This window comes from Streptomyces sp. SLBN-8D4, assembly GCF_049739545.1.
In the GTDB taxonomy this organism is placed as follows: Bacteria; Actinomycetota; Actinomycetes; order Streptomycetales; family Streptomycetaceae; genus Streptomyces; species Streptomyces canus_C.
In genome coordinates, this window is record NZ_JBMGQC010000001.1 from 7092958 (window position 1) to 7118962 (window position 26005).

Here is a 26005-nt window from a genome sequence, read left to right on the forward strand (position 1 = left end):
CCTTTCTACTTTTCGTCGAACTGACGTTATCTATCATAACCCGGTTCACGTCACTTTGACGATGGTCATTGCGTCGATGTGACGTGAATCCCGAAGAATGGCGGATGAGTCGTTTTCCGCTCCCCGCCGCGTGTGCGAGCATGAAGAAGGCGCCGAAAAACCGGCGTCCGGCCCGGAATGAATCCGCGGCCTTGCCGGTTGCACCAGTCGGCAAGCAGTCTCCGTACAACCCGGGAGAGATGTAGATGTCCGTATCGGACGAGACCGGCACCGTCACCGACGGCATCATCCTGTCCGACGCCGCCGCGGCGAAGGTCAAGGCCCTGCTCGACCAGGAAGGCCGTGACGACCTGGCCCTGCGCGTCGCCGTTCAGCCCGGCGGCTGCTCCGGCCTGCGTTACCAGCTCTTCTTCGACGAGCGTTCGCTCGACGGCGACGTCGTCAAGGACTTCGGTGGCGTCAAGGTCGTCACCGACCGCATGAGCGCCCCGTACCTGGGTGGCGCGTCCATCGACTTCGTGGACACCATCGAGAAGCAGGGCTTCACGATCGACAACCCGAACGCGACCGGCTCCTGCGCCTGCGGCGACTCCTTCAGCTGAGCCCGGAGTTCGCACCCCGCATCGAGCGACAGAAGGCGGCGGCCCCCTCCGACGGGGCCGCCGCCTTCGCGCGTCTTTGGGACTACCGGGCCCCGGAGGTCTCCGGCAGCCGTGCCCCCGCCTTCTTCAGTGGGATCTCCTTGCCGTCCGAGCCGACGACCTTGCGGTCACCGAGCGGCTCGTCGAGCGGCACGGTCTTCTGGATCTCCTTGGCGATCATGATGCAGATCTTGTCCGGCCACGGCGTGTAGGTCACCGTGACCTTCACCTCGCCCGCGCTCTCGCTCGCCGTCGCCGCGTAGTCCCCGCACACCCCGCCCGTGAAGCTCACGGTCAGCTCGTCGCCCTCGGCCGTGTAGCCGTCCACCTCGACGTCCCGCGTCTTCGGCGCGGAGGTGGGCTCGTCCGAGGGAGCCGTAGGGGCGGGCGTCGGGGTCGCCGGGGCGGCGATGTACTTCGGGTCGACCGCCGGATACGTCACCGTGAAGGCGTCCTTCGCGCCCGGCGCCCGTACCTCGAACAACCAGGACGGCACCAGCGCCTGCCGGCCGCCCACGAAGTGCGAGGCCAGCCCGAACACCGCCTTCTCGACGGTGAGCGTGCTCTTCTTCGCCCCACTCGGCTCCCCGCAGGGCGCCTCCAGCCGGTCCTTCAGCGGTACGGGACTGGCGCAGCCGCCGATGCCCATGCGGTGGTCGGCCACGGGCACCTTGTTCAGCAGGCCCAGCGTCTTCTCGGCGCTCAGCACGGGATACGTGTCGCTCTTGACCGGCGCCTTCAACTGGCCGGTGCCGCCGACCACTTCACCCTGGCCGTTCACGGTGACGCCGGTCGCCCAGCCGTACGTGGGCAGCCCGCCCACGACCGGATCGGCGTTCACGATCCGCTGGGCGCCCATGGCCTGGCTCGCGTCCAGCTTCGCGCTGCCCTGACCGGCCGCCTTCAGCACGGGCGCGGCGGCCTTCTCTGCGGCCGCCTCGCTCACCGGAGGGCCGGTGGGGGTCTCGGGCTGCGCTCCGCACACGGTGGCACTGCCGCAGTTGTCCGTGACGGGGGAGTAGCGCTGGAAGGTCCACGTGCCCGGCGCCTGCCGGTTCACCTGGAGACTCGGCCCCGAACCGTCCTTGACGCCGACCCGCCAGACCTGCCCCTGCGCTACCGGCGTCCCCTCGACCCCGAGCGCCTCGGCGAGCCGCGTCACGTCGCCCTTGGTGACCTGCCCCTGGACCCGGTAGACAGGCGCCGAGTCGGGCCCCTCCGGCAGGCTCCCGTCGACGCGATAGGTCGCGCCGTACGGATTCGGCTCCCCGGGTGCGATCCCGTTCCCCCCGCCACCGCTTGCGCCGTAACCGTCGAGTGCGAGAGGCGGCGGAGTGCCGTCACCGGACGCGCCGGAGGCCGTGCCGCCACCGGACCCTCCGGAGGCCCCGGCGGCGAGGTACGCCCCACCCCCTCCGACCAACAGCACGGCAGCGGCCACGGCGGCAATGGCGACGGGGGACCGATGCCGGGCCGGGCGGGATGCGTCGGCACCCTCGTGCCGGGGGATCTCGGAGTCGGGGAGAACGGGAGCGGGGGGAGCCTGACCGGGGCCGGCATCGGCATCGGCATCGGGATCGGTGTCGGTGCCGAGGGCTACAGGTGCGCCGGCATCGACATCGCCGTCCGCGCTGGAGCCGCCGGTCGCGTGGCCGTCCGGTTCGGTGGTCGGGGTGGCGTCGGCGGAGGGCTGAGGTTGGTCGAGGCCCGTGGGCTGGGGGGCCGTGAGCTTGCTCAGCTCGGCAGGGGAGCCGGGGCTCGCGGAGTCATCCGGCTCGGCGGCACCGGCACCGGTGTCGGAGGTCGGGGTGGCGTCGGCAGGGGGCTGGGGTTGGTCGAGGCTGGTGGGCTGGTCAGCGGTGGCGGTCTCGGGGGCGGTGAGCTTGTCCCGGTCGGCAGGGGAGCCGGGGCTCGCGGAGTCATCCGGCTCGGCGGCACCGGCACCGGTGTCGGAGGTCGGGGTGGCGTCGGCAGGGGGCTGGGGTTGGTCGAGGCTCGTGGGCTGGTCAGCGGCGGCGGTCTCGGGGGCGGTGAGCTTGTCCCGGTCGGCAGGGGAGCCCGGGCTCGCGGAGTCATCCCGCCCGGCGGCACCCGCACCGGCTCCCGCGCCGGAGGCCGGGGAGTCGTGCCTGTCGGCATCGGCGTCGGCATCGGCGTGCCCGGCCGAGGCTTCGGCGGTACCGCCCGACTTCTCGGCGCCCTCGGCCCCACCGTCCTGATCGGCCCCGCCCCGACCTGCACCGGCGTGACTCGTCCCGGCGTCGCCGGAGGCCTCGGCAGCGCTCGCTTCACCGACACCGTGCGCTTCCGCGGCGCTCCCGTCCCCGCCGCCGGAGGCCTCGCCGGGGTCGTTGTTGTCGGGTCGCTCGGTGTTCACCGCATCGCTCCTTCTGCTGCGCAACTGTCCCTCGACCCTGTCCCGACCCTGTCAAAAAGGTCGGCAAACGGGTCGTATCCCGCATCCCCTTTCCGGGGGACGGCGATGGGACGCAGCGGGGGAGCGCGCGGTTCCCTCGAACGCGCCGACGCACGCGCCGACGCACGCGCCGCTGAGTCAGCCGCAGCGACTCAGTCGCCGTACTCCGACATCGCCTCCAGCAGCCGGGCGGACCCCTCGGGAACCTTCACACCGTGGATCAGCGAGGGGGAGACCGGACGGGTGACGATCCGGTCGGGAACCGTCCAGTGCGGAGCCATCCGGGCACAGTCACCGCGCAGCGAGGCGAGGTCCCCGTCCAGGTCGGCCGGGGCTGAGGCGTACAGCTCAAGGTTCGTCATGACGGAACCGTAAGCACGCCGGAGCCCGCGAAGAAAGATCTACTATCGGGTAGTTTTTCCTGCTTCACCGCACCGTCCGTCGCCTCGCAGTACTCCATACGGACCCGATAGCGTTAACCGTCAACACGCCCTCCCGTCTCCCGCCACCACCCTTCCAACGAGCGCTATCGCGCCCCCCTTCATTTCTCTGGAGAGCCTCGCCGTGCGCATCGCAGTCACCGGCTCCATCGCCACCGACCACCTCATGACCTTCCCCGGCCGCTTCGCCGACCAGTTCGTCGCGGACCAACTGCACACGGTCTCGCTCTCCTTCCTGGTCGACAACCTCGACGTCCGCAGGGGAGGCGTCGGCGCGAACATCGCCTTCGGCATGGGACAGCTCGGCACGAACCCGATCCTCGTCGGCGCCGCGGGCTTCGACTTCGACGAGTACCGCGCCTGGCTCGACCGGCACGGCGTGGACACCGCGTCCGTCCGGATCTCCGAGACGCTGCACACCGCCCGCTTCGTGTGCACCACGGACGCCGACCACAACCAGATCGGCTCCTTCTACACGGGCGCGATGAGCGAGGCCCGCCAGATCGAGCTCAAGACGGTCGCCGACCGCGTGGACGGCCTCGACCTCGTCCTCATCGGCGCCGACGACCCCGAGGCGATGCTCCGCCACACCGAGGAGTGCCGGTCCCGCGGCATCCCGTTCGCCGCGGACTTCTCCCAGCAGATCGCCCGTATGAACGGCGACGAGATCCGGATCCTGCTGGACGGCGCCACGTACCTCTTCTCCAACGAGTACGAGAAGGGCCTCATCGAGTCCAAGACCGGCTGGTCCGACGCGGAGATCCTCGCGAAGGTGGGCCACCGGGTCACGACGCTCGGCGCCCAGGGCGTGCGGATCGACCGGGTCGGTGAGGAGCCGATCGTCGTCGGCTGCGCGGAGGAGGAGCGCAAGGCCGACCCCACGGGCGTCGGTGACGCGTTCCGCGCCGGTTTCCTGTCGGGGCTCGCCTGGGGTGTCTCCCTGGAGCGGGCGGCCCAGGTGGGCTGCATGCTGGCCACGCTCGTCATCGAGACCGTGGGGACGCAGGAGTACCGGCTGCGTCGGGGTCACTTCATGGAGCGGTTCACCAAGGCGTACGGCGACGAGGCGGCCGAAGAGGTCCGCACCCACCTCAAGTGACCGGCTAGGAGATCCGGCGGACCACATAAGCGGAACCCTGGTCCGCCGGTTCCTCTCCCACGTACTCCTGCTCCCGCATCTCGCACCACGCGGGGATGTCCAGTCGGGCCGCCTCGTCGTCCGACAGGACCCGGACGGTCCCGCCCACCGGCACCTCGCCGATGACCTTCGCCAGCTCGATGACCGGGATCGGGCACCGCTTGCCGAGAGCGTCCACGACCAGCGAGTCCGCGTGGGCGACGGCCGAAGGCGTCGGGGCGCCCAGCTTCTCCCGTACCGACGCCACCGCCGTCGGCAACACCTCCAGGAAACGGTCGACCTCCTCGGAGACCGCCCCGAACGGCAACGACACCCGCACATTCCCCTCACTCAGCACCCCCATCGCCTTGAGCACATGGCTCGGCGTCAGCGTGCTGCTCGTGCAGGACGATCCGGAGGAAACGGAGAAACCCGCCCGGTCCAGTTCGTGCAGCAGTGTCTCCCCGTCGACATAGAGACAGGAGAAGGTGACGATCCCCGGCAGCCGCCGCTCGGGATCGCCCACCACGTCCACGTCCGGCACCAGCTGCGGCACGCGCGAGCGGATCCGCGCCGTCAGTTCCCGCAGCCGTACGGCCTCCTGCGCCGCCTCGGCCCGCACCGCCCGCAGCGAGGCCGCCGCCGCGACGATCGCCGGCAGGTTCTCGAAGCCCGGCGCCCGCCCCGACTCCCGCTCGTCGCCCGGTCCCTGGGGTGAGAACCGGACACCTTTGCGTACGGCGAGGAGACCGACCCCCGCAGGGCCGCCCCACTTGTGCGCGCTTGCGGTCACCAGGGACCAGTCACCCTCGACCGGCCCCCACCCCAGCGACTGCGCCGCGTCCACCAGCAGCGGCACCCCGGCCTCCCGGCACACGGCGGCCACCTCGGCCACCGGCTGAACGGTCCCCACCTCGTGGTTGGCCGACTGCAGGCACGCCAGAGCGGTGTCAGGGCGAAGAGCGTCGCCGTACGATCGCGCACGCACCGCCCCCGTACGGTCCACCGGAACCTCGGTCACCTCGAACAACTCCGCCGAATGCAGTACCGAGGAGTGTTCGACAGCTGACACGATCAGGTGACGTCCGACCCGCCTGCGTCCGCCCATCGCCCCGGCGATCCCGCTGTGCACGGCCCGCGTCCCGGACGAGGTGAAGGTCAGTTCATCGGGACGACACCCCACGGCTTCGGCGGCGGCCTCCCGGGCGGCGTCCAGCAACATCCGGGCCCGCCGCCCTTCCCGATACAGCCGAGACGGATCAGCCCACCCTTCGTCCAGAGAGGCCAACAGCGCCTGACGGGCGACGGGATGAAGCGGAGCACTGGAAGCAGCGTCGAAATAAGACACACAGCAACGCTAACCCCCCAGGGGCGCGGGGAACTGCGCGACCAGCCACAACGCACCCGCGGCCGCCAAACCAGCTAACCCCCGACCCAGTAGGCCCCCCTCCCGCTGAACCCCCGGAGGGCGTCGGCTAGGGTTTGGTCCGCATAAACATCCAAACCCCTGCCCGACGCAGGGCGGCGACCGACCACCGAGTAAGGGCAGGCCGCAGCCAATCCGCGCGGGCGAGACTCTCGGGAAGGCGCTACGTGAGTCCCAACGGCTCCGACCGCTCGCCGCGGCGCCCGATGCGGCGGAAGCTGCTGCAGGCAATGATTGCGGGCCTGGTCCTGGCGACCGCCACCGGTTGCTCGTACAACTGGGAAGACTTCCCCCGCCTTGGTATGCCCACCCCGACCACGGAAGAGGCTCCGCGGATCCTCTCCCTGTGGCAGGGCTCCTGGGCTGCCGCGCTCGCCGTCGGCGTGCTGGTGTGGGGTCTGATCATCTGGAGCGCCATCTTCCACCGGCGCAGCCGCACCAAGGTGGAGGTACCTCCGCAGACCCGGTACAACATGCCCATCGAGGCGCTGTACACCGTGGTTCCGCTCGTCATCGTCTCGGTGCTCTTCTACTTCACGGCCCGCGACGAGTCGAAGCTCCTCAGCCTCAAGAAGCAGCCCGACGTCACCATCAACGTCGTCGGCTACCAGTGGAGCTGGGCCTTCAACTACGTCGAGCCCGTCGCGGGTTCCACGGGTGACGCGAAGACCGACAAGAACCTGGACGCGATTCCGACCCGGTTCAAGGACGACTTCCCGGCGAACGCCGGCGGTGTCTACGACTTCGGGACGCCGGCCACGAAGAACCCGCAGACCGGCAACCCCGGCCCGACCCTCTGGCTCCCCAAGGGCAAGACGGTTCGCTTCGTCCTCACCTCGCGTGACGTCATCCACTCCTTCTGGGTGGTGCCGTTCCTCATGAAGCAGGACGTCATCCCGGGTCACACCAACGCCTTCGAGGTGACTCCGAACAAGGAGGGCACCTTCATGGGCAAGTGCGCCGAGCTCTGCGGCGTCGACCACTCCCGGATGCTGTTCAACGTGAAGGTCGTCTCCCCCGAGCGCTACGAGCAGCACCTCAAGGACCTCGCGAAGAAGGGGCAGACCGGTTACGTTCCCGCGGGCATCGAGCAGACCGCCCACGAGAAGGACCGGGAGACGACGAACCTGTGAGCATCCTCAACGAACCCCAGGGTGCCGCGGCGGCAGGGTCCCACTACACGGACGAACTGCCGGTCCGGCGCCAGAACCGCGGCAGCGTGGTCATCAAGTGGCTCACCACCACTGACCACAAGACGATCGGGACGATGTACCTGGTCACGTCGTTCGCGTTCTTCCTCATCGGCGGCGTGATGGCGCTCTTCATGCGCGCCGAGCTGGCCCGGCCGGGTCTGCAGATCATGTCGAACGAGCAGTTCAACCAGGCGTTCACGATGCACGGCACGATCATGCTGCTGATGTTCGCGACGCCGCTGTTCGCCGGTTTCACCAACTGGATCATGCCGCTGCAGATCGGCGCGCCCGACGTGGCGTTCCCGCGGCTGAACATGTTCGCCTACTGGCTGTACCTGTTCGGCTCGACGATCGCGGTCGGCGGCTTCCTCACCCCCTCGGGCGCGGCCGACTTCGGCTGGTTCGCCTACTCCCCGCTCTCCGACGCCGTCCGCTCCCCGGGCATCGGCGCGGACCTCTGGATCATGGGTCTGGCCTTCTCCGGCTTCGGCACGATCCTCGGTGCGGTCAACTTCATCACCACGATCATCTGCATGCGCGCGCCCGGTATGACCATGTTCCGCATGCCGATCTTCGTGTGGAACGTGCTGCTGACCGCCGTGCTGGTCCTGCTCGCCTTCCCCGTCCTCGCCGCCGCGCTGTTCGCGCTGGAGGCGGATCGGAAATTCGGGGCACACGTCTTCGATGCCGCGAATGGCGGAGCGCTGCTCTGGCAACACCTCTTCTGGTTCTTCGGCCATCCAGAGGTGTACATCATCGCCCTGCCGTTCTTCGGCATCATCTCCGAGGTCATCCCGGTCTTCTCCCGCAAGCCGATGTTCGGCTACATGGGTCTGATCGCGGCGACCATCGCGATCGCGGGTCTGTCCGTGACGGTGTGGGCGCACCACATGTACGTCACCGGCGGTGTGCTCCTGCCGTTCTTCTCCTTCATGACGTTCCTGATCGCCGTACCGACGGGCGTGAAGTTCTTCAACTGGATCGGCACGATGTGGAAGGGGTCCCTGAGTTTCGAGACCCCGATGCTCTGGGCCACCGGCTTCCTGGTCACCTTCACCTTCGGTGGTCTGACCGGTGTCATCCTGGCCTCGCCCCCGATGGACTTCCACGTCTCGGACTCGTACTTCGTGGTGGCGCACTTCCACTACGTCGTCTTCGGCACCGTCGTCTTCGCGATGTTCTCCGGCTTCCACTTCTGGTGGCCGAAGTTCACCGGCAAGATGCTCGACGAGCGCCTCGGCAAGATCACGTTCTGGACGCTGTTCATCGGCTTCCACGGCACCTTCCTGGTCCAGCACTGGCTGGGCGCCGAGGGCATGCCGCGTCGTTACGCCGACTACCTGGCGGCCGACGGCTTCACCGCCCTGAACACGATCTCGACCATCAGCTCGTTCGTGCTCGGCCTGTCGATACTGCCGTTCCTCTACAACGTGTGGAAGACGGCCAAGTACGGCAAGCCGGTCAACGTCGACGACCCGTGGGGCTACGGCCGCTCGCTCGAGTGGGCGACCTCCTGCCCGCCGCCGCGGCACAACTTCCTCACCCTGCCGCGGATCCGCAGTGAATCCCCGGCGTTCGACCTGCACCACCCGGAGATCGCCGCTCTCGACCAGCTCGAGAACGCCGGTCACGGTGGGAAGGCTCTGGCCGGCAACGGCGGCAAGGAGGCCGGGAAGTGAAGATCCAGGGACGTCTGTTCTTCTGGCTGAGCATCTTCTTGCTGGCCATGGCGATCGTCTATGGCGTGTGGTCGAAGGAGCCTGCCGGTACCACCGCGCTCTTCCTGGCCTTCGGTCTGTCCATCATGGTCGGCTTCTACCTGGGCTTCACGGCCAGGCGGGTGGACGCCGGCGCGCAGGACAACAAGGAGGCCGACGTCGCGGACGAAGCCGGCGAGGTCGGGTTCTTCAGCCCGCACAGCTGGCAGCCGCTCGCCCTCGGCTTCGGTGGCGCCCTCGCCTTCCTGTCGGTCGCGATCGGCTGGTGGCTGCTGTACTTCTCGCTGCCGGTGATCCTGGTCGGCCTGTACGGCTGGGTCTTCGAGTACTACCGCGGTGAGAACCGCACCCAGTAGCACGAGCTGAGCTCATCAGGGGCCCGGACACTCCGTCAGGAGCGTCCGGGCTCCTGCGTTTGCCGCAATCCGTATCCCTCGTACGAGTCACCCGGCGTGCCGTTCTTGACGGGGCTTCCTAGCGTGAAGTCATGAACCACGCACCGCGAACCCGCACCGTCGTCAGCTGCACGATGCTGGTGATCGCCCTCGGTATAAGCACCTCCGCCTGCGGGTCCGACGGGAACCCGCTGGCGGCCACGCCGTACGACGCGGCCGACCAGGTCGCCTTCAACGCGCCCTCGGGCGACGGCAAGAAGGCCGACCCGGACAAGCCGCTCGAGGTGACCGCCGAGGACGACGACGGCCGCATCACCGACGTCACCGCCACGGACGCCACGGGCCGCTTCCTGGCGGGCGAACTCTCCGCCGACGGCACCCGCTGGCACAGCACCTCCCCGCTGGCCGCAAACGCCCACTACACGGTCCGGGTGAGCACCGAGGACGACGACGGGGCGCCCGGCCGCAAGGTCCTCGACTTCGACACCAGCAAGCCGCTCGGCAAGACCCGCCTGAACGTCACCTTCGGCCCCAAGGCGGGCACGTACGGCGTCGGCCAGCCCGTCACCGCCAAGCTGGACCGTCCCGTCAAGGACAAGGCCCAGCGGGCCGTCGTCGAGCGCGCCCTCAGGGTGGACTCCACGCCCGCCGCACCGGGCGCCTGGCACTGGGTGGACGACAAGGAACTCCACTACCGGCCCAAGGAGTACTGGCCCGCCCACGCCACGATCCAGGTCCGGAGCGACCTGGAGGGCATCAAGATCGGCGGCCGGCTCCGGGGCGGCAAGGCCAAGCCCCTCAAGCTGACCACCGGCGACCGCATCATCGCGGTGACGGACGCCTCATCGCACTCGATGAAGGTGTACAAGAACGAGGAGGTCATCAAGGAGCTCCCGGTCACCACCGGCAAGCCCGGCTTCGAGACCCGCAACGGCGTCAAGGTCGTGCTGGGCAAGGAGTACTTCGTACGTATGCGCGGCACCAGCATCGGGATCGCCGAGGGCTCCTCGGACTCGTACGACCTCCCGGTGTACTACGCCACCCGCGTCACCTGGAGCGGCGAGTACGTGCACGCCGCCCCCTGGTCGGTCGGCTCGCAGGGCTACGCCAACGTCAGCCACGGCTGCACCGGCATGAGCACCGCGAACGCCGAGTGGTTCTTCAACACCGTCCACGAGGGCGACGTGGTCCAGGTCGTCAACTCGGACGGTCACACCATGGAGCCCTTCGGCAACGGATTCGGCGACTGGAACCTGGACTGGAAGAAGTGGCGCGACGGCAGCGCCCTGGTGGCAGGAACCCCGGACGCCCCGAGCGCTGACCAGGTTGCGAGGCTGAGGCCCCGGAGCGTCTAGCCAGGGGCTCAGTGGACTCCTCAGGGGCGCGGGGAACTGCGCGACCAGCCACAACGGACCCGCAGCCGCCCGCAAAGCGCAGGAACCGAGCTCCTAGGCGCTCAAAGCCTTCCGAGACCGCAGCAAGGAAGCCAGCGCCGCCGCGAACTCCACCGGATCCACCGGATGCGTCACCGCGGCCTCGGCCCGACTCCACGTGGCCAGCCACGCGTCCTGCGGCCGCCCGATCAGCAGCAGCACCGGCGGGCAGTCGAACACCTCGTCCTTGATCTGCCGGCACAGGCCCATGCCCCCCATCGGCACGGCCTCCCCGTCCAGCACACAGACGTCGATCCCGCCCTTGTCCAGCTCCTTCAGCACCGCCGCGGGTGTGGCGCACTCCAGGAACTCGACCAACGGGACGTCCGGAGCCGGTCGCCGGCCGGAGGCGAGCCGTACCTGCTCGCGGGTGTTGGAATCGTCGCTGTAGACCAGCACCGTGGCGGTCGGCTGCATTGTTCCTCCGTGACGTCAGCGTCGTAAGGACAGGCCCGTTGGGCCGGATGCTACTCCCTTGAACACCACGTCAACACCGGTATGGAGCAGGGAGACACTCCGAACGGCACCCCCCGGGGTGAGGGCGGGATAAGCGACCGACATAATGTCGGTCGTGGCGACAGCAACGACAGAGACAACCGGGCACGCGCACCCATCGGTCAACCGGCCGAACCTCACCAGCGTCGGAACCATCATCTGGCTGAGTTCCGAGCTGATGTTCTTCGCGGCCCTCTTCGCGATGTACTTCACCCTGCGATCGGTGACGGGTCCCGACCACTGGAAGGAAATGGCGTCCAGCCTGAACTTCCCGTTCTCGGCGACGAACACCACGATCCTGGTGCTTTCCTCCCTCACCTGCCAGCTCGGCGTCTTCGCCGCCGAGCGCGGTGACGTGAAGAAGCTCCGGGGCTGGTTCATCATCACCTTCATCATGGGCGCGATCTTCATCGGCGGTCAGATCTACGAGTACACCGAGCTGGTGAAGAAGGACGGGCTCTCGCTCTCCTCCGATCCGTACGGCTCGGTGTTCTACCTGACCACCGGCTTCCACGGCATGCACGTGACGGGCGGCCTCATCGCGTTCCTGTTCGTTCTCGGGCGTACCTACGCGGCCAAGAGGTTCACCCACGAGCAGGCGACCGCGGCCATCGTCGTGTCCTACTACTGGCACTTCGTCGACGTCGTCTGGATCGGCCTCTTCGCCACGATCTACATGATCAAGTAGCCGGGCCCGCTCCCGACATCGCAAGCATCGACGCAGAAGATCCTGACACCGGGGTAATCCGTGAAAAAGCTCTCCGCACGACGACGCCACCCGCTGGCGGCGCTCGTCGTCCTACTCCTCGCGCTGGCATGCACCGGGGGGCTGTACGCCGTGTTCGCCCCCGCGGACAAGGCGAAGGCAGATGAAACCGCCCAGTCCCTGGCCATCGACGAGGGCAAGAAGCTCTTCGCCGTAGGCTGCGCCAGCTGCCACGGCACCGGGGGTCAGGGATCCTCCGACGGTCCGAGCCTCGTGGGCGTGGGCGCCGCGGCCGTCGACTTCCAGGTCGGCACCGGCCGTATGCCGGCCCAGCAGCCGGGTGCGCAGGTTCCGCGCAAGAAGGTCATCTACACGCAGGCCGAGATCGACCAGCTGGCCGCGTACGTCGCCTCGCTGGGTGCCGGTCCGTCCGTCCCGACCAAGGCGCAGTACGGCCCCGACGGCGCCGACATCGCCAAGGGCGGCGAGCTGTTCCGTGACAACTGCACCCAGTGCCACAACTTCACCGGCAAGGGTGGCGCGCTGACGCACGGCAAGTACGCGCCTAGCCTTGAGGGTGTCGCCCCGAAGCACATCTACGAGGCCATGCAGACCGGCCCGCAGAACATGCCGTCGTTCCCCGACACCACGCTGTCGGAGCAGAACAAGAAGGACATCATCGCGTACCTGAACGCGGTCAACGGCGACGACACCGTGAGCCCCGGCGGCCTTGAGCTGGGCGGTCTCGGCCCGGTCTCCGAAGGCCTGTTCGCCTGGATCTTCGGCCTCGGCGCGCTGATCGCAGTCGCCGTCTGGGTCGCCGCTCGGACCGCAAAGGCCAAGAAGTCATGAGTAGCCAAGACATTCCAGAAGAGAACCTGCCCGCAGAGCAGGACGCGCACGGCGCGGTCGGCGTCGCGGACGAGAAGAACCCGTTCGCGGACCCCGGCCTCCCGCCCCACGAGCACCGGGTGCAGGACATCGACGAGCGGGCCGCCAGGCGGTCCGAGCGCACGGTGGCCATGCTGTTCACGGTCTCGATGCTGTCGACGATCGGGTTCATCGCCTCGTACGTGGGCATCCCCCACGACAAGTCGATCTTCGTGTTCCCGATCGGGCACATCAACGCGCTGAACTTCGCGCTGGGCCTGACCCTCGGTCTCGCCCTCTTCGCGATCGGCGCGGGCGCGGTCCACTGGGCCCGCACCCTGATGTCCGACGAGGAGATCGCCGACGAGCGTCACCCGATCGAGGCGCCCCCCGAGGTCAAGACCAAGGTCATGGCCGACTTCAAGCAGGGAGCCAAGGAGTCGGCGCTCGGCCGTCGCAAGCTGATCCGCAACACCATGTTCGGCGCGCTGGCCCTGTTCCCGCTCTCCGGCGTGATGCTGCTGCGCGACCTCGGTCCGCTGCCCGGCACCAAGCTCCGCCACACCATGTGGCGCAAGGGCCTCCAGCTCGTCAACATGAACACCAACGAGCCGTTGCGTCCCTCCGACGTCGCGGTCGGCTCGCTGACCTTCGCCAAGCCCGAGGGTCTGGAGGAGCACGACGAGGAGTTCCAGACCGAGATCGCCAAGGCCCGCCCTGATGATCGTCCGCATCCAGCCGGACAACATCAAGGACAAGCGCGAGCTCGAGTGGTCGTACGAGGGAATCGTCGCGTACTCGAAGATCTGCACCCACGTGGGCTGCCCGATCTCCCTGTACGAGCAGCAGACGCACCACGTGCTCTGCCCCTGCCACCAGTCCACCTTCGACCTCTCCGACGGTGCCCGGGTGATCTTCGGCCCCGCCGGTCACGCCCTGCCGCAGCTGCGGATCGGCGTGAACGACCAGGGTTACCTCGAAGCGCTCGGCGACTTCGAGGAGCCCGTCGGTCCTGCATTCTGGGAGCGCGGATGAGCACTAACGAGTCCTCCGAGTCCCGCGCACGCGGGAAGGCGCCGGCCGGCGAGCGCGTCGCCGACTGGGCCGACGGACGGCTGGGGATCTACTCCCTGGCCAAGTCCAACATGCGCAAGATCTTCCCCGACCACTGGTCGTTCATGTTGGGTGAGGTCTGCCTCTACAGCTTCATCATCATCATCCTCACGGGTGTGTACCTGACGCTGTTCTTCCACCCGTCGATGAACGAGGTGGAGTACCACGGCAGCTACGTCCCGCTGCAGGGACAGCTGATGTCCGAGGCGTTCAACTCGACCATGCACATCTCCTTCGATGTGCGCGGTGGTCTGCTGATCCGGCAGATCCACCACTGGGCGGCGCTGATCTTCCTCGCCGGCATGTTCGTGCACATGATGCGTGTGTTCTTCACGGGCGCGTTCCGCAAGCCGCGTGAGGTCAACTGGCTGTTCGGCTTCCTGCTGTTCGTCCTCGGCATGTTCACCGGCTTCACCGGTTACTCGCTGCCGGACGACCTGCTCTCCGGCACCGGTGTCCGCTTCATGGAGGGCGCGATCCTGTCCGTGCCGATCGTCGGCACGTACCTGTCGTTCTTCCTGTTCGGCGGGGAGTTCCCGGGCGGCGACTTCGTGGCCCGCTTCTACTCGATCCACGTCCTGCTGCTGCCGGGCATCATGCTCGGCCTGGTCGTCGGCCACCTGATCCTGGTCTTCTACCACAAGCACACGCAGTTCGCGGGTCCCGGCAAGACGAACAACAACGTCGTCGGCATGCCGCTGCTGCCGGTCTACATGGCCAAGGCCGGAGGCTTCTTCTTCCTGGTCTTCGGTGTCATCGCGGCCATCGCGGCGATCGCCTCGATCAACCCGATCTGGTCGATGGGCCCCTACCGTCCCGACCAGGTGTCCACGGGCGCCCAGCCGGACTGGTACATGGGCTTCTCCGAGGGCCTGATCCGTGTCATGCCGGGCTGGGAGATCAACTTCTGGGGCCACACGCTCGTCCTGGGCGTGTTCATCCCGCTGGTCATCTTCCCGCTGGTCCTGGTCGCGATCGCGGTCTACCCGTTCATCGAGTCCTGGGTCACCGGCGACAAGCGCGAGCACCACATCCTGGACCGGCCGCGCAACGCCCCGACGCGTACGGCCTTCGGTGTCGCGTGGATCACCTGGTACATGGTGCTGCTGATCGGTGGTGGAAACGACCTCTGGGCCACCCACTTCCACCTGTCGATCAACGCCATCACCTGGTTCGTGCGGGTGGCGTTCTTCGTCGCCCCGGTCCTCGCGTTCGTCGCCACCAAGCGGATCTGCCTCGGCCTCCAGCGCCGCGACAAGGACAAGGTGCTGCACGGCCGCGAGTCCGGCATCATCAAGCGCCTGCCGCACGGTGAGTTCATCGAGGTCCACGAGCCGCTCAGCCAGGAGCAGCTGCACACGCTCACGGCGCACGAGCAGTACGCGCCGGCGCAGATCGGTCCCGCGGTCGACGAGAACGGCGTCGAGCGGAAGATCAAGGGCACCGAGAAGCTGCGCGCCAAGCTGAGCGAGGCGTACTACGGCGACGAGGCCCAGATCCCCAAGCCGACCGTCGAGGAGTACAAGGAGATCACGAGCGGCCACGGCCACCACTGATCGCTGCTTGTCGCTGCGCTCGCCACGCGCGGTAGTAAGGGCCCGTCCGGTGTGTCGGACGGGCCCTTTGCCGTGGGGGTTCGGTGGGGGCTTGTCGGGTCCCGTCCGAACGCCGGACGGGGCCCTGCGGCGTGCTGTGGGCTGGATAGGGTGTGGGCACACTTTCTACGACATCTGGAGCGGCCCCATGAGCGCTGTGACCCCCGCTGGAGGCGACACCGCGGCGGGCCGTTCCTGGCCCGAGGTACTGAACGCCCTGCTGTACGGACGGGACCAGAGCGCCGACGCGACGGCGTGGGCCATGGACCGGATCATGCAGGGCGAGGCGACCGACGCGCAGATCGCCGGCTTCGTGGTCGCCCTCAGGGCCAAGGGCGAGACGGTCGAGGAGATCAACGGGCTGGTGCGGACGATGTACGCGCACGCCAATGTGATCGAGGTGCCCGGGCGGACCGTGGACATCGTCGGCACCGGCGGCGACGGCGCCAAGACCGTCAACATCTCCACCATGTCGGCGATCGTCGTGGCCGGCACCGGCGCCACGGTCGTCAAGCACGGCAACCGGGCCGCCTCCTCCGCGTCCGGCGCCTCGGACGTCCTGGAGAAGCTCGGCGTCAACCTGGAGCTGACCCCGCGACGGGTGGCCGAGGTGGCCGGTGAGGCCGGGATCACATTCTGCTTCGCGGTCAAGTTCCACCCGGCGCTGCGGCACGCGGGCGCCGCCCGCGGGCAGTTGGGCATCCGCACGGTGTTCAACATCCTCGGCCCGCTGACCAACCCCGCACGGGTGCGGTCCCAGGCGGTCGGGGTCGCCGATCCGCGCATGGCGCCGGTCGTCGCGGGCGTCTTCGCCGAACGCGGCAACTCCGCCCTCGTCTTCCGCGGCGACGACGGCCTCGACGAGCTGACGACCACGTCGACCTCCCGCGTCTGGATCGTCCGCGACGGCAAGGTCACCGAGGAGAGCTTCGACCCCCGGGACGTCGGCATCGAGCTGGTGCCGGTGGAGGCCCTGCGGGGCGGTGACCCGGCGTACAACGCGGAGGTCGCCAGGAAACTGCTGGACGGCGAGACCGGCCCGGTCCGTGACGCCGTACTCCTGAACTCGGCGGCCGCGCTGGTCGCCCTGGACCCGGGCACCGGGACCCTGGCCGAGCAGCTCCGGGCCGGGATGGACAAGGCCGCCGAGTCGATCGACTCGGGGTCGGCGAAGCGGACGCTGGAGCGCTGGGTGGCCGCGAGCAACGCGTAGCGAACACCAGGGCGTCGTCCCGCGATCCGGACACGGGTTGCGGGACGACGATCACCTCACGTATTTTCTTTGACCAGGTCATGAGTGACAGTCATGAGGCCCCGGCCGACTGTCCGGCAACCCTCCGTCCGTGGCGGGGTGCCCCGGGTGAAGACCAGGCCGTAGGCAGCGAGGTCTGCGGCAAGCACGGATCCCTCACGAACCAGGGATCCTGGTCGTTCGAGGAGTCTTCCGTGAGCAAGCGAATGCGATAGGGCGCCGAGCCCCGCCTCCGCACACCCATCTCACTTTTCTCTTTCCACGGGAGTTCCCCATGTCTGTCTCCACCGCTGCCTCCGCCCAGACCATTTGTGCCCAGCTGCCCGTTCTGGGCCGGGATGTCACCGTCCCGCTCGTGACCGGCGGCGAAGTCACCTACGCGGCGCTCGACTACGCGGCCAGCGCACCGGCCCTCCAGCGGGTGTGGGACGACGTGGCGGCGTACGCGCCCTACTACGGCAGCGTGCACCGCGGGGCCGGCTACCTCTCCCAGCTGTCGACCGACCTCTTCGAGAACGCCCGCAGGACCGTCACCGAGTTCCTCGACTGCCGCGACGACGATCAGCTGATCTTCACCCGGTCGACCACCGACTCGCTCAATCTCCTCGCCGCCGCCCTCCCCGCCGACTGCCAGGTCTTCGTCTTCGAGACCGAGCACCACGCGAGCCTGCTGCCCTGGCAGGACGCCCGGGTCAGCTACCTCGACGCGCCGCGCACCCCGCGGCAGGCCGTCGAGACCCTGGAGAAGGCCCTCGCCGACCGGGACCCCCACGGCCCGGCCCTGGTCTGCGTCACCGGCGCCTCCAACGTCACCGGTGAGCTGTGGCCCGTACGAGAGCTCGCGGCGGCCGCCCACTCCCACGGTGCCCGCATCGTGCTCGACGCGGCCCAGCTCGCCCCGCACCACCCGGTGAGCGTCCGTGACCTCGACGTCGACTGGATCGCCTTCTCCGGCCACAAGCTCTACGCACCCTTCGGCTCCGGTGTCCTGGCCGGCCGCGCCGACTGGCTGCGGGCCGCCGACCCCTACCTCGCGGGCGGCGGCGCCAGCCGCAAGGTCACCCGGCGCGAGGACGGGGGAGTGGACGTGGAGTGGCACGAGAGCGCCGCGCGGCACGAGGCAGGCTCGCCCAACGTCATCGGCGCCTACTCCATCGCCTCCGCCTGCAAGGCGCTGACCGAGGCCGGGTTCGGCAGCCTGGTCGCCCGTGAGCAGCACTTGATCGGGAAGGTCCGCGAAGGGCTGGCCGAGGTTCCCGAGGTCCGCGTCCTGTCCCTCTTCGGCGACGACGCCCCCCGCGTCGGCGTGATCTCCTTCGTCGTCGAGGGCTGGAACAGCTCCCACTTCGCCGCCGCCCTCTCCGCCGAGTACGGCATCGGCGTCCGCGACGGCCTCTTCTGCGCCCACCCCCTCGTCCGCACCCTCCTCGGCAGCGACCCGCAGTCCCAGGGCGAGTGCGGTGCCCCCGAGGCCGCGCCGGGCGAGAAGTCCCTCAACGCGATCCGGGTGAGCTTCGGCGCGGGCACGCCGGACGAGCACGTGGAGCGCTTTGTGAAGGCCGTGAAGGAACTGGTCGCGGACGGTGCGAAGTGGACGTACCGCACCGAGGACGGCCGCTGCGTCCCGGCCGTCTGACGTACTGAGGTCCGGCACGCGTATACGCTCCCCCTCGGCAGCCGTACGGAATGCAGGGGGAGCACGGGGTGCAGGAGCTGCGCGAGACGGACCCGCGGACCATCGGGCCCTACGAGGTCCTGGGCAGACTCGGGTCCGGCGGCATGGGCGAGGTGTACCTCGCCGAGGCGCGCGGCGGACTGCGGCTGGCGGTGAAGGTCGTACGGGCCGAGCACGCCGAGGACCGCACCTTCCGCGCCCGGTTCCGGCACGAGGTGCGGGCCGCGCAGACCGTCGGCGGGGCGGGCACGTACACCGCGCGGGTCGTGGACGCGGACACCGAGGCCGCGCGGCCGTGGATGGCGACCGAGTTCGTGCAGGGACCCAACCTGCGGGACGCGGTGCTCGACCGGGGACCGCTGCCCGCGGACGCGGTACGGCTGCTGGCGGCCGCGCTCGCCGAGGCGCTCGCCGCGATCCACGGCAAGGGGCTGGTGCACCGGGACCTCAAGCCCTCCAACATCCTGCTCTCGCCGGACGGCCCCCGGGTCATCGACTTCGGGATCGTCCGGGCCCTGGAGGGCACCGCGCTGACCCGGACCGGCGTGGTCGTCGGGTCGGTCGGCTATCTCTCGCCCGAGCAGATCCGCAACGGCGCCCAGGTGGTGCCGGCCAGTGACGTCTTCTCCCTGGGCGCGGTCCTCGCCTACGCCTCCGGCGGCAAGGAACCCTTCGGCGAGGGCCAGGACTCGGTCGTCCTGCTGCGGATCCTGACCGGGGACGTCGACCTGTCCGCCGTACCGGAGGAACAGCTGCCGCTCGTGGAGGCCTGTCTGCGGGACGACCCCACCGCGCGGCCGACCACCGCGGAGCTGGTCGCGGCCGCGGGGCACAGCGCGGGGTCGCTGCGTGAGGGGTTGCGGCCGGGGTGGTACGCCCCCGGTGCCGAGAAGGAGCCCGAGGCCGTGCACAGCGGTGCTCACTGGGTTCCCGGGCACGACTCGGGGGAGCGGGGGAGCCGGGTCGAGTACGTGGCGCCCGTGACCGTCACGGACGTCCCCGTGGTCACCCCGGTCACACCGGCCACCGCCCCGCCGTCCCGGCGCGGGCTGCTGCGGGCCGTGGCGGGCGGCGCCGGCGTGGTCGCGGCCGGAGGCCTGGGCGGCTGGCTGTGGCTGCGGGCGGCGCCGGACGGATCGGCGAAGGCGAAGGCGAAGGCGAAGGCGGGGGCGGGGGGCCCGACGGGCACGCCCGCGACGGGCTGGCAGTACAAGGTCCAGGGGCTCGGCGGGCGGCGCGGCCCCTGCGCGGCGGTCTCGCCCGACGGCACCCGGGTGTACGTCGGCGGCGCGGACGGCGCGCTGCACGGTCTTGACCTGGACGGCCGGACCGTGTGGCGGACCCGGCTCGGTGCCGAGGCCATGTCCCCGCTCGCCACCGCCGACGGCGTGTACTGCCTGCTTGAGGACGGCCAGGAGGGCGCCTCCAAGCTGTGCGCGCTCGGCCGGGGCGGCAAGATCCACTGGACCAGGTCGTTCGCCGCGAACAGCCAGTTCCCGGTCGCCGCGGGCCAGCTGGTCCTGGTGTCCTACGGCCACGGCTCGGACGCGGGCGGGGTGCGGGCCTACGCCCCCGACGGCAGCGTGCGCTGGTCCACGTCGACCGGACCGGCGCCCACCGGCGAACCCGTGGTGGCGGACGGCGTGGTGTACGTCGGCACCTTCGGGGACCGGGTCCACGCCCTGGACGCGAAGACCGGCAAGCGGCTCTGGGCGACGACGGCCGGTGCCGACCCCGGGCGGCCCGCGCCGGTCGGCGACACGCTGCTGGTCGGATCGGGCGGCGAGCGGTCGCTGCACGGCATCTCCCGCACCGGCAAGCCGCTGTGGGACGCGAGCAACGACAAGGTGTACGGCGGCCGCTACTTCACCTGCGTGCCCTTCGCCGGCCTGGCCGTCACCGCCTCCGACTACGAACTGGTCGCCCTGGACCCCGCCGACGGATCGACGGCGTGGTCCTTCCAGTTCACCGACGACGGAAACCAGTACAGCGACCCCACGGTCTCCGGCGACACCGTCTACGTCCGCCACGGCTCGACGCTCTACGGCCTCGACCGCAGGGGGAAGCAGACCTGGCACCGGCGCGTCGAGGGCGGCGCGTCCGTCGGAACCCAGAGTCCGGTCGTCCGGGACGGCCGGGTGTACGCCGCGACCGCCGACGGCATCACGGTGCTGGCGCTCGACTCCTAGCCGGCAGGGGGCGGAGGCTCAGCTGTCGAGGCCGATCGCGAACGCGGCCTCCAGGTCGTGCTGCGAGTAGGTGCGGAAGGCCACGTGGGTGTCCGTCGCCTCGACGCCCGGGATCTTGCTGATACTGCCGGGGATGACCTCGGCGAGGTCCTCGTGCTGCTTGACCCGGACCATGGCGATCAGGTCGTACGTGCCCGTCACGGAGAAGACCTCGCTCACGGACTCCAGCGCGGCGATCCGCTCCGCGATCTCGGGGATCCGGTCCACGCTGGTCTTGATGAGGACGATCGCGGTGATCACGGCTGGTTCTCTCCCTCGGGGGCCGGAGCTGGGGCGGCCCTCACTCTAGTCGTACGGCCGAAACGCACCCAGGCGAAGACCAGGCCCAGGCCGAAGCCCACCAGGTGGGCCAGATAGGCCACCCCTGGGCCGTCGGCGGCCCGGCCCGCCGCGAGCCATTGCAGCGCCGCCCAGAACGGGAGGACGACCCAGGCGGGAAAGCGCAGCGGCAGGAAGAAGAGGAACGGCAGGAGACTGGTCACCCGGGCCCTGGGGAACAGGAACAGAAACGCGCCGAGGACCGCCGAGATCGCCCCGGAGGCACCGACCAGGGACTGCGCGGAGTCGGCGTTGGCGGCCGCGTAGCCCAGCAGGGCGAGGTAGCCGCAGCCGACGTAGAACAGGAGGAACTGCACCCGGCCCATCCGCTCCTCGGTCATCACCCCGAACACGTAGAGGAAGAGCATGTTGCCCAGCAGGTGCACCCAGCTGCCGTGCACGAACAGCGCGGTGGCCGGGGTGAGGGCGGCACCCGGCGAGCCCTCGAAGAGCTCGGCGGGGACCACGCCCCAGCGGTGGAACCAGGCCCGCTGGGCGGCCAGGGCCGCGTCCCCGGAGCCGTAGGCCGGGTCGAGACCCGAGGCGGGGCCGATCACGAAGACCAGAGAGCACAGGGCGATCAGCCCGTAGGTGACCGGAGCCGGCCCCCACAGCGCCCTGCCTGCTCCACCGACTGTGACCCTCCAGTTGCTGATCATGAACACAGAGCATGACGTAACGGGACGCAACCGAACAGAGCGCCTCGCCGCCGGAGAGGTCCTGCGGACGTCCGAGCGGCGAGTACCCGCCAGGCCGTAGGGTTACGAGCCACATGCACCGGGATGCCGGTGCGTCACCGACAATGGCTAGTAGGAAAGAGCACAGGCACGATGACGGTTCCCCTCCCGACCGCCTCGACGCGGTGGCGCTGCACCCTCTGCGGCAACCTCACGCGCTTCGACGTGACCCGCTCGTCGAAGGTCGTCGAGTACGTCCACCTCGACCTGGCGGGAGACCCGAAGGTCGAGGAGCGCGAGGTGGTCAGTGAGACCATCGAGTCGGTGCGGTGCCGTTGGTGCAACGCCGTGGACCAGGTGGAACTCGTCGACAGGCCGGGCGCCGGCTCCTGACCGGGCCGGCCCCGCACAGTGATGGGGTGTGAGGGATGGTGGAGACACAAGGCGGGGAGCCGGGCGACGGCGCCGCCGAGGTCCTCGACCGTCCGCTGCCCGACGGTGTGCGGCGCAGGGTCGTGCACATCGTCTCCGAGGGTTTCGGCGGGCTGACCGTCGGCGAACTGCCCGCACAGCTGAGACAGTACGCGCGCTTCGCGCCGAACCGGCGGGCCAAGTTCGCGGGCAACGCGATGGCGGCCGCGCTGGAGACCGATCCGCTGTTCCGCCAGCGCATCGGGGAGAAGTTCAGAGAGGCCCAGCCGGAGCTGTCCGGCGCCCTCGAATCCGGTGCCCCGCCCCCGGCCGCGGACCCGCTCGATGTGGCGGCCGCGGCCTATGTTCTGCGGCCCACCGGCTGGGTCAAGCTGGTCACCGCGGCCGGCGAGGAGGCCCAGCGCGCCGACGCCGAGCGGGCCGACGAGGAGAACCGCGCCGAGCTGGAGCGGCTGCGCGAGGAGCTCGCGGCCGCCCGCGACCAGACCCGCGCCGAGACCGAGCGGCTGCGCACCGAGCTGGAGTCCGCCAAGAAGGAAGCCGAATCGCTTCACCGGAAGCTGCGCGCGGCACTCAGTGACGTCAAGCGCGGCGAGGCGGCCCTGCGCAAGCTGCAGGCCGAGACGGACACCGCACGCGCCGAGGGGCACGCCCAGGTGTCGGCCGCCGAGAGCGAGTCCCGGCGCCTGAAGGCACGCCTCGGGGAGGCGGAGGCGGCTCTGGAGGCCACGCGCAGAGCGGCACGGGAGGGGCGCAGCGTCGAGGACATGCGCGTGCGCCTGCTTCTGGACACCGTTCTGGACGCGGCCCAGGGGCTGCGCCGGGAACTGGCCCTGCCGCCGGTCTCCGTCCGGCCCGCCGAGACCGTGGACGCGGTCGAACCGGGCCGCATGACCCCGAAGGACATCGCCGCGCGGGCCCTGTCGGAGAACGATCCCGCCATCCTGGACCAGCTTCTCGCCCTGCCCCAGGCGCACTTGGTGGTCGACGGCTACAACGTCACCAAGACCGGCTATCCCCAGATGCCGCTGGAGAAGCAGCGCCTCAGGCTCCTCGGGCAGCTCTCCCAGCTCGCCGCGCAGACCGGGGCGGAAGTGACCTGCGTCTTCGACGGCGCCGAGCTCGCCGCGCCGGTGCTGCTCGCGCCCCCGCGCGGGGTGCGGGTGCTGTTCTCCAAGGCGGGCGTCACCGCCGACGAGTTGATCCGTCAGCTGGTGCGTGCCGAGCCGCCCGGGCGGCCGGTGATCGTCGCCTCGACGGACCGGGAGGTCGCCGACGGCATCGCCAAGGCGGGGGCGCGGCCGGTCGCTTCCGTGGTGCTCCTCAAGCGCCTGTCCTAAACATCAATGTCCAGGCTGAATGCCCGAATTAGCCTTATCGTCACGCAACGTAGCGTCAAGCCCGCCTCACTGCACGTGAGTTATGTGCAAAGAATGCATGGCGTGACGAGATTTTGCTCCTGAGGATTTGAACTGATCACGGGAAGGTCACTAGGGTCTGGGCTCGAACCTCCGAGCGGGTGATCACTCAAAAGAAGGAGTTCACCTCCGTGGCGTCCCACCGTCGACCCAAGCAGCCGAGCCGTACGCGCGTGACCGTGCTCACGACCGCAGCCGCTGCCGCCGTGGCCCTCAGTGCCAATGCCGCCAATGCCGCGCCCAGCGAGAAGCCGAGCAAGGACGAGGTCAAGGCGAAGGTCGACGCCCTGTACGAGCAGGCCGAGCAGGCCACCGAGAAGCTCAACGGCGCCAAGGAGAAGCAGGAGAAGCTCCAGAAGGAGATCTCCACGATCCAGGACAACGTGGCCCGCGGCCAGGACGACCTGAACGAACTGCGGGACTCCATAGGCATGGCGGCCGCCGCGCAGTACCGCACCGGCTCCATCGACTCCTCGCTCCAGCTCTTCCTGTCGTCGAACCCGGACGACTACCTGGACAAGGCGTCCACCGCGGACCAGCTCAGCTCCCAGCAGGTCGAGGCGCTGAAGAAGATCCAGGAGAAGCAGCGCGAGCTGGCCCAGGACCGCGCCGAGGCCTCCGAGAAGCTCAAGGACCTCGCGAGCACCCGCACCGAACTGGCCAAGCAGAAGAAGTCCGTTCAGGGCAAGCTCGCCGAGGCGCAGAAGCTCCTCAACTCGCTGACGGCCGCCGAGAAGGCCGCCCTCGCCGCCGCCGACGCCCGCGCCAGCCGCTCCGCCAGCGAGCGCGTGGACCTCGGTGACGCCCCCGCGTCCTCCGCCCGGGCCCAGGCTGCCTTCAACGCCGCCCAGACCCAGCTCGGCAAGCCGTACGTCTACGGCGCCACCGGCACCGCCTCCTACGACTGCTCGGGCCTGACCTCGTGGGCCTACGCGCAGGCCGGCATCACCATCCCGCGCACCTCGCAGGCCCAGGCCAACGCCGGCACCCGCATCTACAGCATGAGCGACCTCAAGGTCGGCGACCTGGTCATCTTCTACGGCGACCTGCACCACGTCGGCCTGTACGCGGGCAACGGCCAGGTCATCCACGCTCCGCGCACCGGCACGGTCGTGCGCTACGAGTCGATCAACAACATGCCGTTCCAGTTCGGCGTGCGGATCTGAGCCTCCCGAGCGCTCAAGATCGCGACGACTCGCCGTCCGTTCGGGCGAATCGTGACGACCACAACTGACTCCACGCCCCGCCCATGACCTGCGTCATAGGCGGGGCGTCACGTTGTGTGCCCGCGAAGGTCGTTGGATGTGCCCCTGCCGCGGGGCTACTGTCGGCCGCGCTTCCCCCTTGCCGGGAAGCGTCTTTGTCCGCCAGTGGAAGGAGCGCGGCTTCCTGTGGGGTTCCATCGCCGCCTTGTCCAGACGTCCGGGTTCAACCGGGGCGCCGGTGCCGCCCTGTGCGTGCTGTCCGCGGCGGCCGCCGCGCTCGGCGCCGTACCGGCCGCCGCCGCTCCGTCCGACGCCACCCGGGCCGAGGTGGACCGTCTCTACGAGGAGGCCGAGCACGCCACCGAGGCCTACAACAAGGCCGACGAGCGCGCCGACTCGTTGCGCGAGGAGGTCAGCACCGCGCAGGACGCGATCGCCCGGCAGCAGGAGCGCGTCAACTCCATGCGGGAGGCGCTCGGTTCACTGGCCGGTGCCCAGTACCGCTCCGGCGGCCTCGACCCCTCCCTCGCGTTGCTGTTCTCCGACGACCCGGAGGACTACCTCGACAAGGCGGCCGTACTGGACCGCATCAACGCCCGTCAGGCGGGCGAGCTCAAGGACCTCCAGGAGGCCATGCGCGAACTCGCCCAGGAGCGCAGCGAGGCGGCCCGGAAACTCGGCGAACTGGAGAAGAGCCGCAAGGCCGTCGCCTCCCACAAGCGGACCGTCGAGAGGAAGCTCGCCAGAGCGCGCGAACTGCTCAACTCCCTGCCGTCCGACGAGCGCGCCGCCTACGACCGGGTCTCCCGCTCCGGGCGCTCCGACATGCCCGACCTCTCGGGTGCCGCGGCGCCCTCGGGCCGGGCGGCCGCCGCCGTGGCCGCCGCGCAGTCCGCGATCGGCAAGCCGTACGTGTGGGGTGCCAACGGGCCGAGTGCCTTCGACTGTTCGGGCCTGATGCAGTGGTCGTACGCCCAGGCCGGGGTCTCCCTCCCGCGCACCTCGCAGGCCCAGCGCTACGCCGGCCGCCAGGTACCGCTCTCCCAGGCACGGCCCGGCGACCTGGTCACGTACCGGGGCGACGCCAGCCACGTCGGCATGTACGTCGGCAACGGCCAGGTCGTGCACGCCCCGTACCCCGGTGCCCCGGTGCGCTACGACCCGGTGGGCATGATGCCGGGGGCGACGGTCACGCGCCCCTGACCCATGGCCGCGATACCC

At 69.7% G+C, this 26005-nt stretch carries 22 protein-coding genes, 1 pseudogene and 1 riboswitch; of the genes and pseudogenes, 17 read left to right on the forward strand and 6 right to left on the reverse strand.

Features of this window, described 5'->3' with window-relative positions:
- Positions 1-245 precede the first annotated feature (245 nt).
- Positions 246-602, forward strand: coding sequence for an iron-sulfur cluster assembly accessory protein (locus RKD20_RS32200; protein ID WP_020137379.1), 357 nt, complete (start codon positions 246-248; stop codon positions 600-602).
- 82 nt (positions 603-684) lie between these two features.
- On the opposite strand, the gene RKD20_RS32205 is transcribed toward RKD20_RS32200, so the two are convergent.
- Positions 685-3018: a hypothetical protein gene (locus RKD20_RS32205; protein WP_424880768.1), complete on the reverse strand. Its 2334-nt coding sequence runs from the start codon at positions 3016-3018 to the stop codon at positions 685-687.
- Between the two features lie 191 nt (positions 3019-3209).
- Complete coding sequence (locus tag RKD20_RS32210; protein ID WP_424880769.1) at positions 3210-3419, reverse strand: hypothetical protein; 210 nt, start codon at positions 3417-3419, stop codon at positions 3210-3212.
- Positions 3420-3621: 202 nt separating this feature from the next.
- On the opposite strand from RKD20_RS32210, the gene RKD20_RS32215 reads away from it, so the two are divergent.
- Positions 3622-4596 (forward strand): carbohydrate kinase family protein, encoded by a 975-nt coding sequence (locus RKD20_RS32215; RefSeq protein ID WP_020115841.1) that lies wholly within the window; start codon positions 3622-3624, stop codon positions 4594-4596.
- A gap of 4 nt (positions 4597-4600) precedes the next feature.
- On the opposite strand, the gene RKD20_RS32220 is transcribed toward RKD20_RS32215, so the two are convergent.
- Positions 4601-5962, reverse strand: a complete 1362-nt coding sequence (locus RKD20_RS32220; RefSeq protein ID WP_424880770.1) for a cysteine desulfurase/sulfurtransferase TusA family protein — start codon at positions 5960-5962, stop codon at positions 4601-4603.
- Positions 5963-6207: 245 nt separating this feature from the next.
- On the opposite strand from RKD20_RS32220, the gene coxB reads away from it, so the two are divergent.
- The 4 genes from coxB (at position 6208) to RKD20_RS32240 (ending at position 10701) form a co-directional block, all read left to right on the forward strand.
- Complete coding sequence (gene coxB, locus RKD20_RS32225; protein WP_424880771.1) at positions 6208-7173, forward strand: cytochrome c oxidase subunit II; 966 nt, start codon at positions 6208-6210, stop codon at positions 7171-7173.
- A complete protein-coding gene (ctaD, locus tag RKD20_RS32230) occupies positions 7170-8912 on the forward strand; it encodes a cytochrome c oxidase subunit I (RefSeq protein ID WP_424880772.1) in 1743 nt (580 codons plus the stop codon). The genes coxB and ctaD overlap by 4 nt, the downstream gene beginning before the upstream one ends.
- Positions 8909-9307: a cytochrome c oxidase subunit 4 gene (locus RKD20_RS32235; RefSeq protein ID WP_424880773.1), complete on the forward strand. Its 399-nt coding sequence runs from the start codon at positions 8909-8911 to the stop codon at positions 9305-9307. The genes ctaD and RKD20_RS32235 overlap by 4 nt, the downstream gene beginning before the upstream one ends.
- A 131-nt stretch (positions 9308-9438) precedes the next feature.
- Positions 9439-10701 (forward strand): Ig-like domain-containing protein, encoded by a 1263-nt coding sequence (locus tag RKD20_RS32240; RefSeq protein ID WP_424880774.1) that lies wholly within the window; start codon positions 9439-9441, stop codon positions 10699-10701.
- Positions 10702-10794: 93 nt separating this feature from the next.
- On the opposite strand, the gene RKD20_RS32245 is transcribed toward RKD20_RS32240, so the two are convergent.
- Positions 10795-11196, reverse strand: a complete 402-nt coding sequence (locus RKD20_RS32245; RefSeq protein WP_424880775.1) for a hypothetical protein — start codon at positions 11194-11196, stop codon at positions 10795-10797.
- 145 nt (positions 11197-11341) lie between these two features.
- On the opposite strand from RKD20_RS32245, the gene RKD20_RS32250 reads away from it, so the two are divergent.
- From RKD20_RS32250 to RKD20_RS32280, 7 genes and pseudogenes are all read left to right on the forward strand, one after another.
- Positions 11342-11962, forward strand: coding sequence for a cytochrome c oxidase subunit 3 (locus tag RKD20_RS32250; protein WP_007381483.1), 621 nt, complete (start codon positions 11342-11344; stop codon positions 11960-11962).
- A 60-nt stretch (positions 11963-12022) separates the two neighbouring features.
- Entirely contained in the window at positions 12023-12832 is an 810-nt protein-coding gene (locus tag RKD20_RS32255; RefSeq protein WP_424880776.1) for a c-type cytochrome, read from the forward strand.
- A 170-nt stretch (positions 12833-13002) separates the two neighbouring features.
- Positions 13003-13377 (forward strand): annotated as a pseudogene (locus RKD20_RS32260) (ubiquinol-cytochrome C reductase); the annotation flags it as partial.
- A 504-nt stretch (positions 13378-13881) separates the two neighbouring features.
- Entirely contained in the window at positions 13882-15519 is a 1638-nt protein-coding gene (locus RKD20_RS32265) for a cytochrome b (RefSeq protein WP_424883376.1), read from the forward strand.
- A gap of 187 nt (positions 15520-15706) precedes the next feature.
- Positions 15707-16771 (forward strand): anthranilate phosphoribosyltransferase, encoded by a 1065-nt coding sequence (trpD, locus tag RKD20_RS32270; RefSeq protein WP_424880777.1) that lies wholly within the window; start codon positions 15707-15709, stop codon positions 16769-16771.
- 76 nt (positions 16772-16847) lie between these two features.
- Positions 16848-16964: riboswitch (SAM riboswitch) on the forward strand.
- A gap of 120 nt (positions 16965-17084) precedes the next feature.
- Entirely contained in the window at positions 17085-18446 is a 1362-nt protein-coding gene (locus tag RKD20_RS32275) for an aminotransferase class V-fold PLP-dependent enzyme (RefSeq protein ID WP_424880778.1), read from the forward strand.
- A 68-nt stretch (positions 18447-18514) separates the two neighbouring features.
- Positions 18515-20674: a protein kinase domain-containing protein gene (locus RKD20_RS32280; RefSeq protein WP_424880779.1), complete on the forward strand. Its 2160-nt coding sequence runs from the start codon at positions 18515-18517 to the stop codon at positions 20672-20674.
- Between the two features lie 18 nt (positions 20675-20692).
- Here RKD20_RS32280 and RKD20_RS32285 read toward each other — a convergent pair whose 3' ends face one another.
- Entirely contained in the window at positions 20693-20974 is a 282-nt protein-coding gene (locus tag RKD20_RS32285) for an Lrp/AsnC family transcriptional regulator (protein WP_020137395.1), read from the reverse strand.
- Positions 20971-21711 carry a rhomboid family intramembrane serine protease gene (locus RKD20_RS32290; RefSeq protein ID WP_424880780.1) on the reverse strand — a complete coding sequence of 247 codons (741 nt, stop codon included), beginning with the start codon at positions 21709-21711 and terminating at the stop codon, positions 20971-20973. Before RKD20_RS32290 ends, RKD20_RS32285 begins: the two co-directional genes overlap by 4 nt.
- Positions 21712-21882: 171 nt before the next feature.
- On the opposite strand from RKD20_RS32290, the gene RKD20_RS32295 reads away from it, so the two are divergent.
- The 4 genes from RKD20_RS32295 (at position 21883) to RKD20_RS32310 (ending at position 25987) form a co-directional block, all read left to right on the forward strand.
- Positions 21883-22122: a hypothetical protein gene (locus tag RKD20_RS32295; protein WP_007381473.1), complete on the forward strand. Its 240-nt coding sequence runs from the start codon at positions 21883-21885 to the stop codon at positions 22120-22122.
- Between the two features lie 35 nt (positions 22123-22157).
- Entirely contained in the window at positions 22158-23501 is a 1344-nt protein-coding gene (locus tag RKD20_RS32300) for an NYN domain-containing protein (protein WP_424880781.1), read from the forward strand.
- Positions 23502-23710: 209 nt separating this feature from the next.
- Entirely contained in the window at positions 23711-24745 is a 1035-nt protein-coding gene (locus tag RKD20_RS32305) for an NlpC/P60 family protein (protein WP_007381471.1), read from the forward strand.
- Between the two features lie 225 nt (positions 24746-24970).
- Positions 24971-25987 carry an NlpC/P60 family protein gene (locus RKD20_RS32310; RefSeq protein ID WP_424880782.1) on the forward strand — a complete coding sequence of 339 codons (1017 nt, stop codon included), beginning with the start codon at positions 24971-24973 and terminating at the stop codon, positions 25985-25987.
- Positions 25988-26005: the final 18 nt, after the last annotated feature.

Excerpts from the sequence above, each read along its gene's own strand:
- RKD20_RS32250 (WP_007381483.1), top strand. The coding sequence starts at position 11,342 with ATGTCGGTCGTGGCGACAGCAACGACAGAGACAACCGGGCACGCGCAC.
- RKD20_RS32210 (WP_424880769.1), bottom strand. The coding sequence starts at position 3,419 with ATGACGAACCTTGAGCTGTACGCCTCAGCCCCGGCCGACCTGGACGGG.
- RKD20_RS32295 (WP_007381473.1), top strand. The coding sequence starts at position 21,883 with ATGACGGTTCCCCTCCCGACCGCCTCGACGCGGTGGCGCTGCACCCTC.
- RKD20_RS32300 (WP_424880781.1), top strand. The coding sequence starts at position 22,158 with ATGGTGGAGACACAAGGCGGGGAGCCGGGCGACGGCGCCGCCGAGGTC.
- RKD20_RS32290 (WP_424880780.1), bottom strand. The coding sequence starts at position 21,711 with ATGATCAGCAACTGGAGGGTCACAGTCGGTGGAGCAGGCAGGGCGCTG.
- trpD (WP_424880777.1), top strand. The coding sequence starts at position 15,707 with ATGAGCGCTGTGACCCCCGCTGGAGGCGACACCGCGGCGGGCCGTTCC.
- RKD20_RS32240 (WP_424880774.1), top strand. The coding sequence starts at position 9,439 with ATGAACCACGCACCGCGAACCCGCACCGTCGTCAGCTGCACGATGCTG.
- RKD20_RS32245 (WP_424880775.1), bottom strand. The coding sequence starts at position 11,196 with ATGCAGCCGACCGCCACGGTGCTGGTCTACAGCGACGATTCCAACACC.
- RKD20_RS32275 (WP_424880778.1), top strand. The coding sequence starts at position 17,085 with ATGTCTGTCTCCACCGCTGCCTCCGCCCAGACCATTTGTGCCCAGCTG.
- RKD20_RS32265 (WP_424883376.1), top strand. The coding sequence starts at position 13,882 with ATGAGCACTAACGAGTCCTCCGAGTCCCGCGCACGCGGGAAGGCGCCG.
- RKD20_RS32200 (WP_020137379.1), top strand. The coding sequence starts at position 246 with ATGTCCGTATCGGACGAGACCGGCACCGTCACCGACGGCATCATCCTG.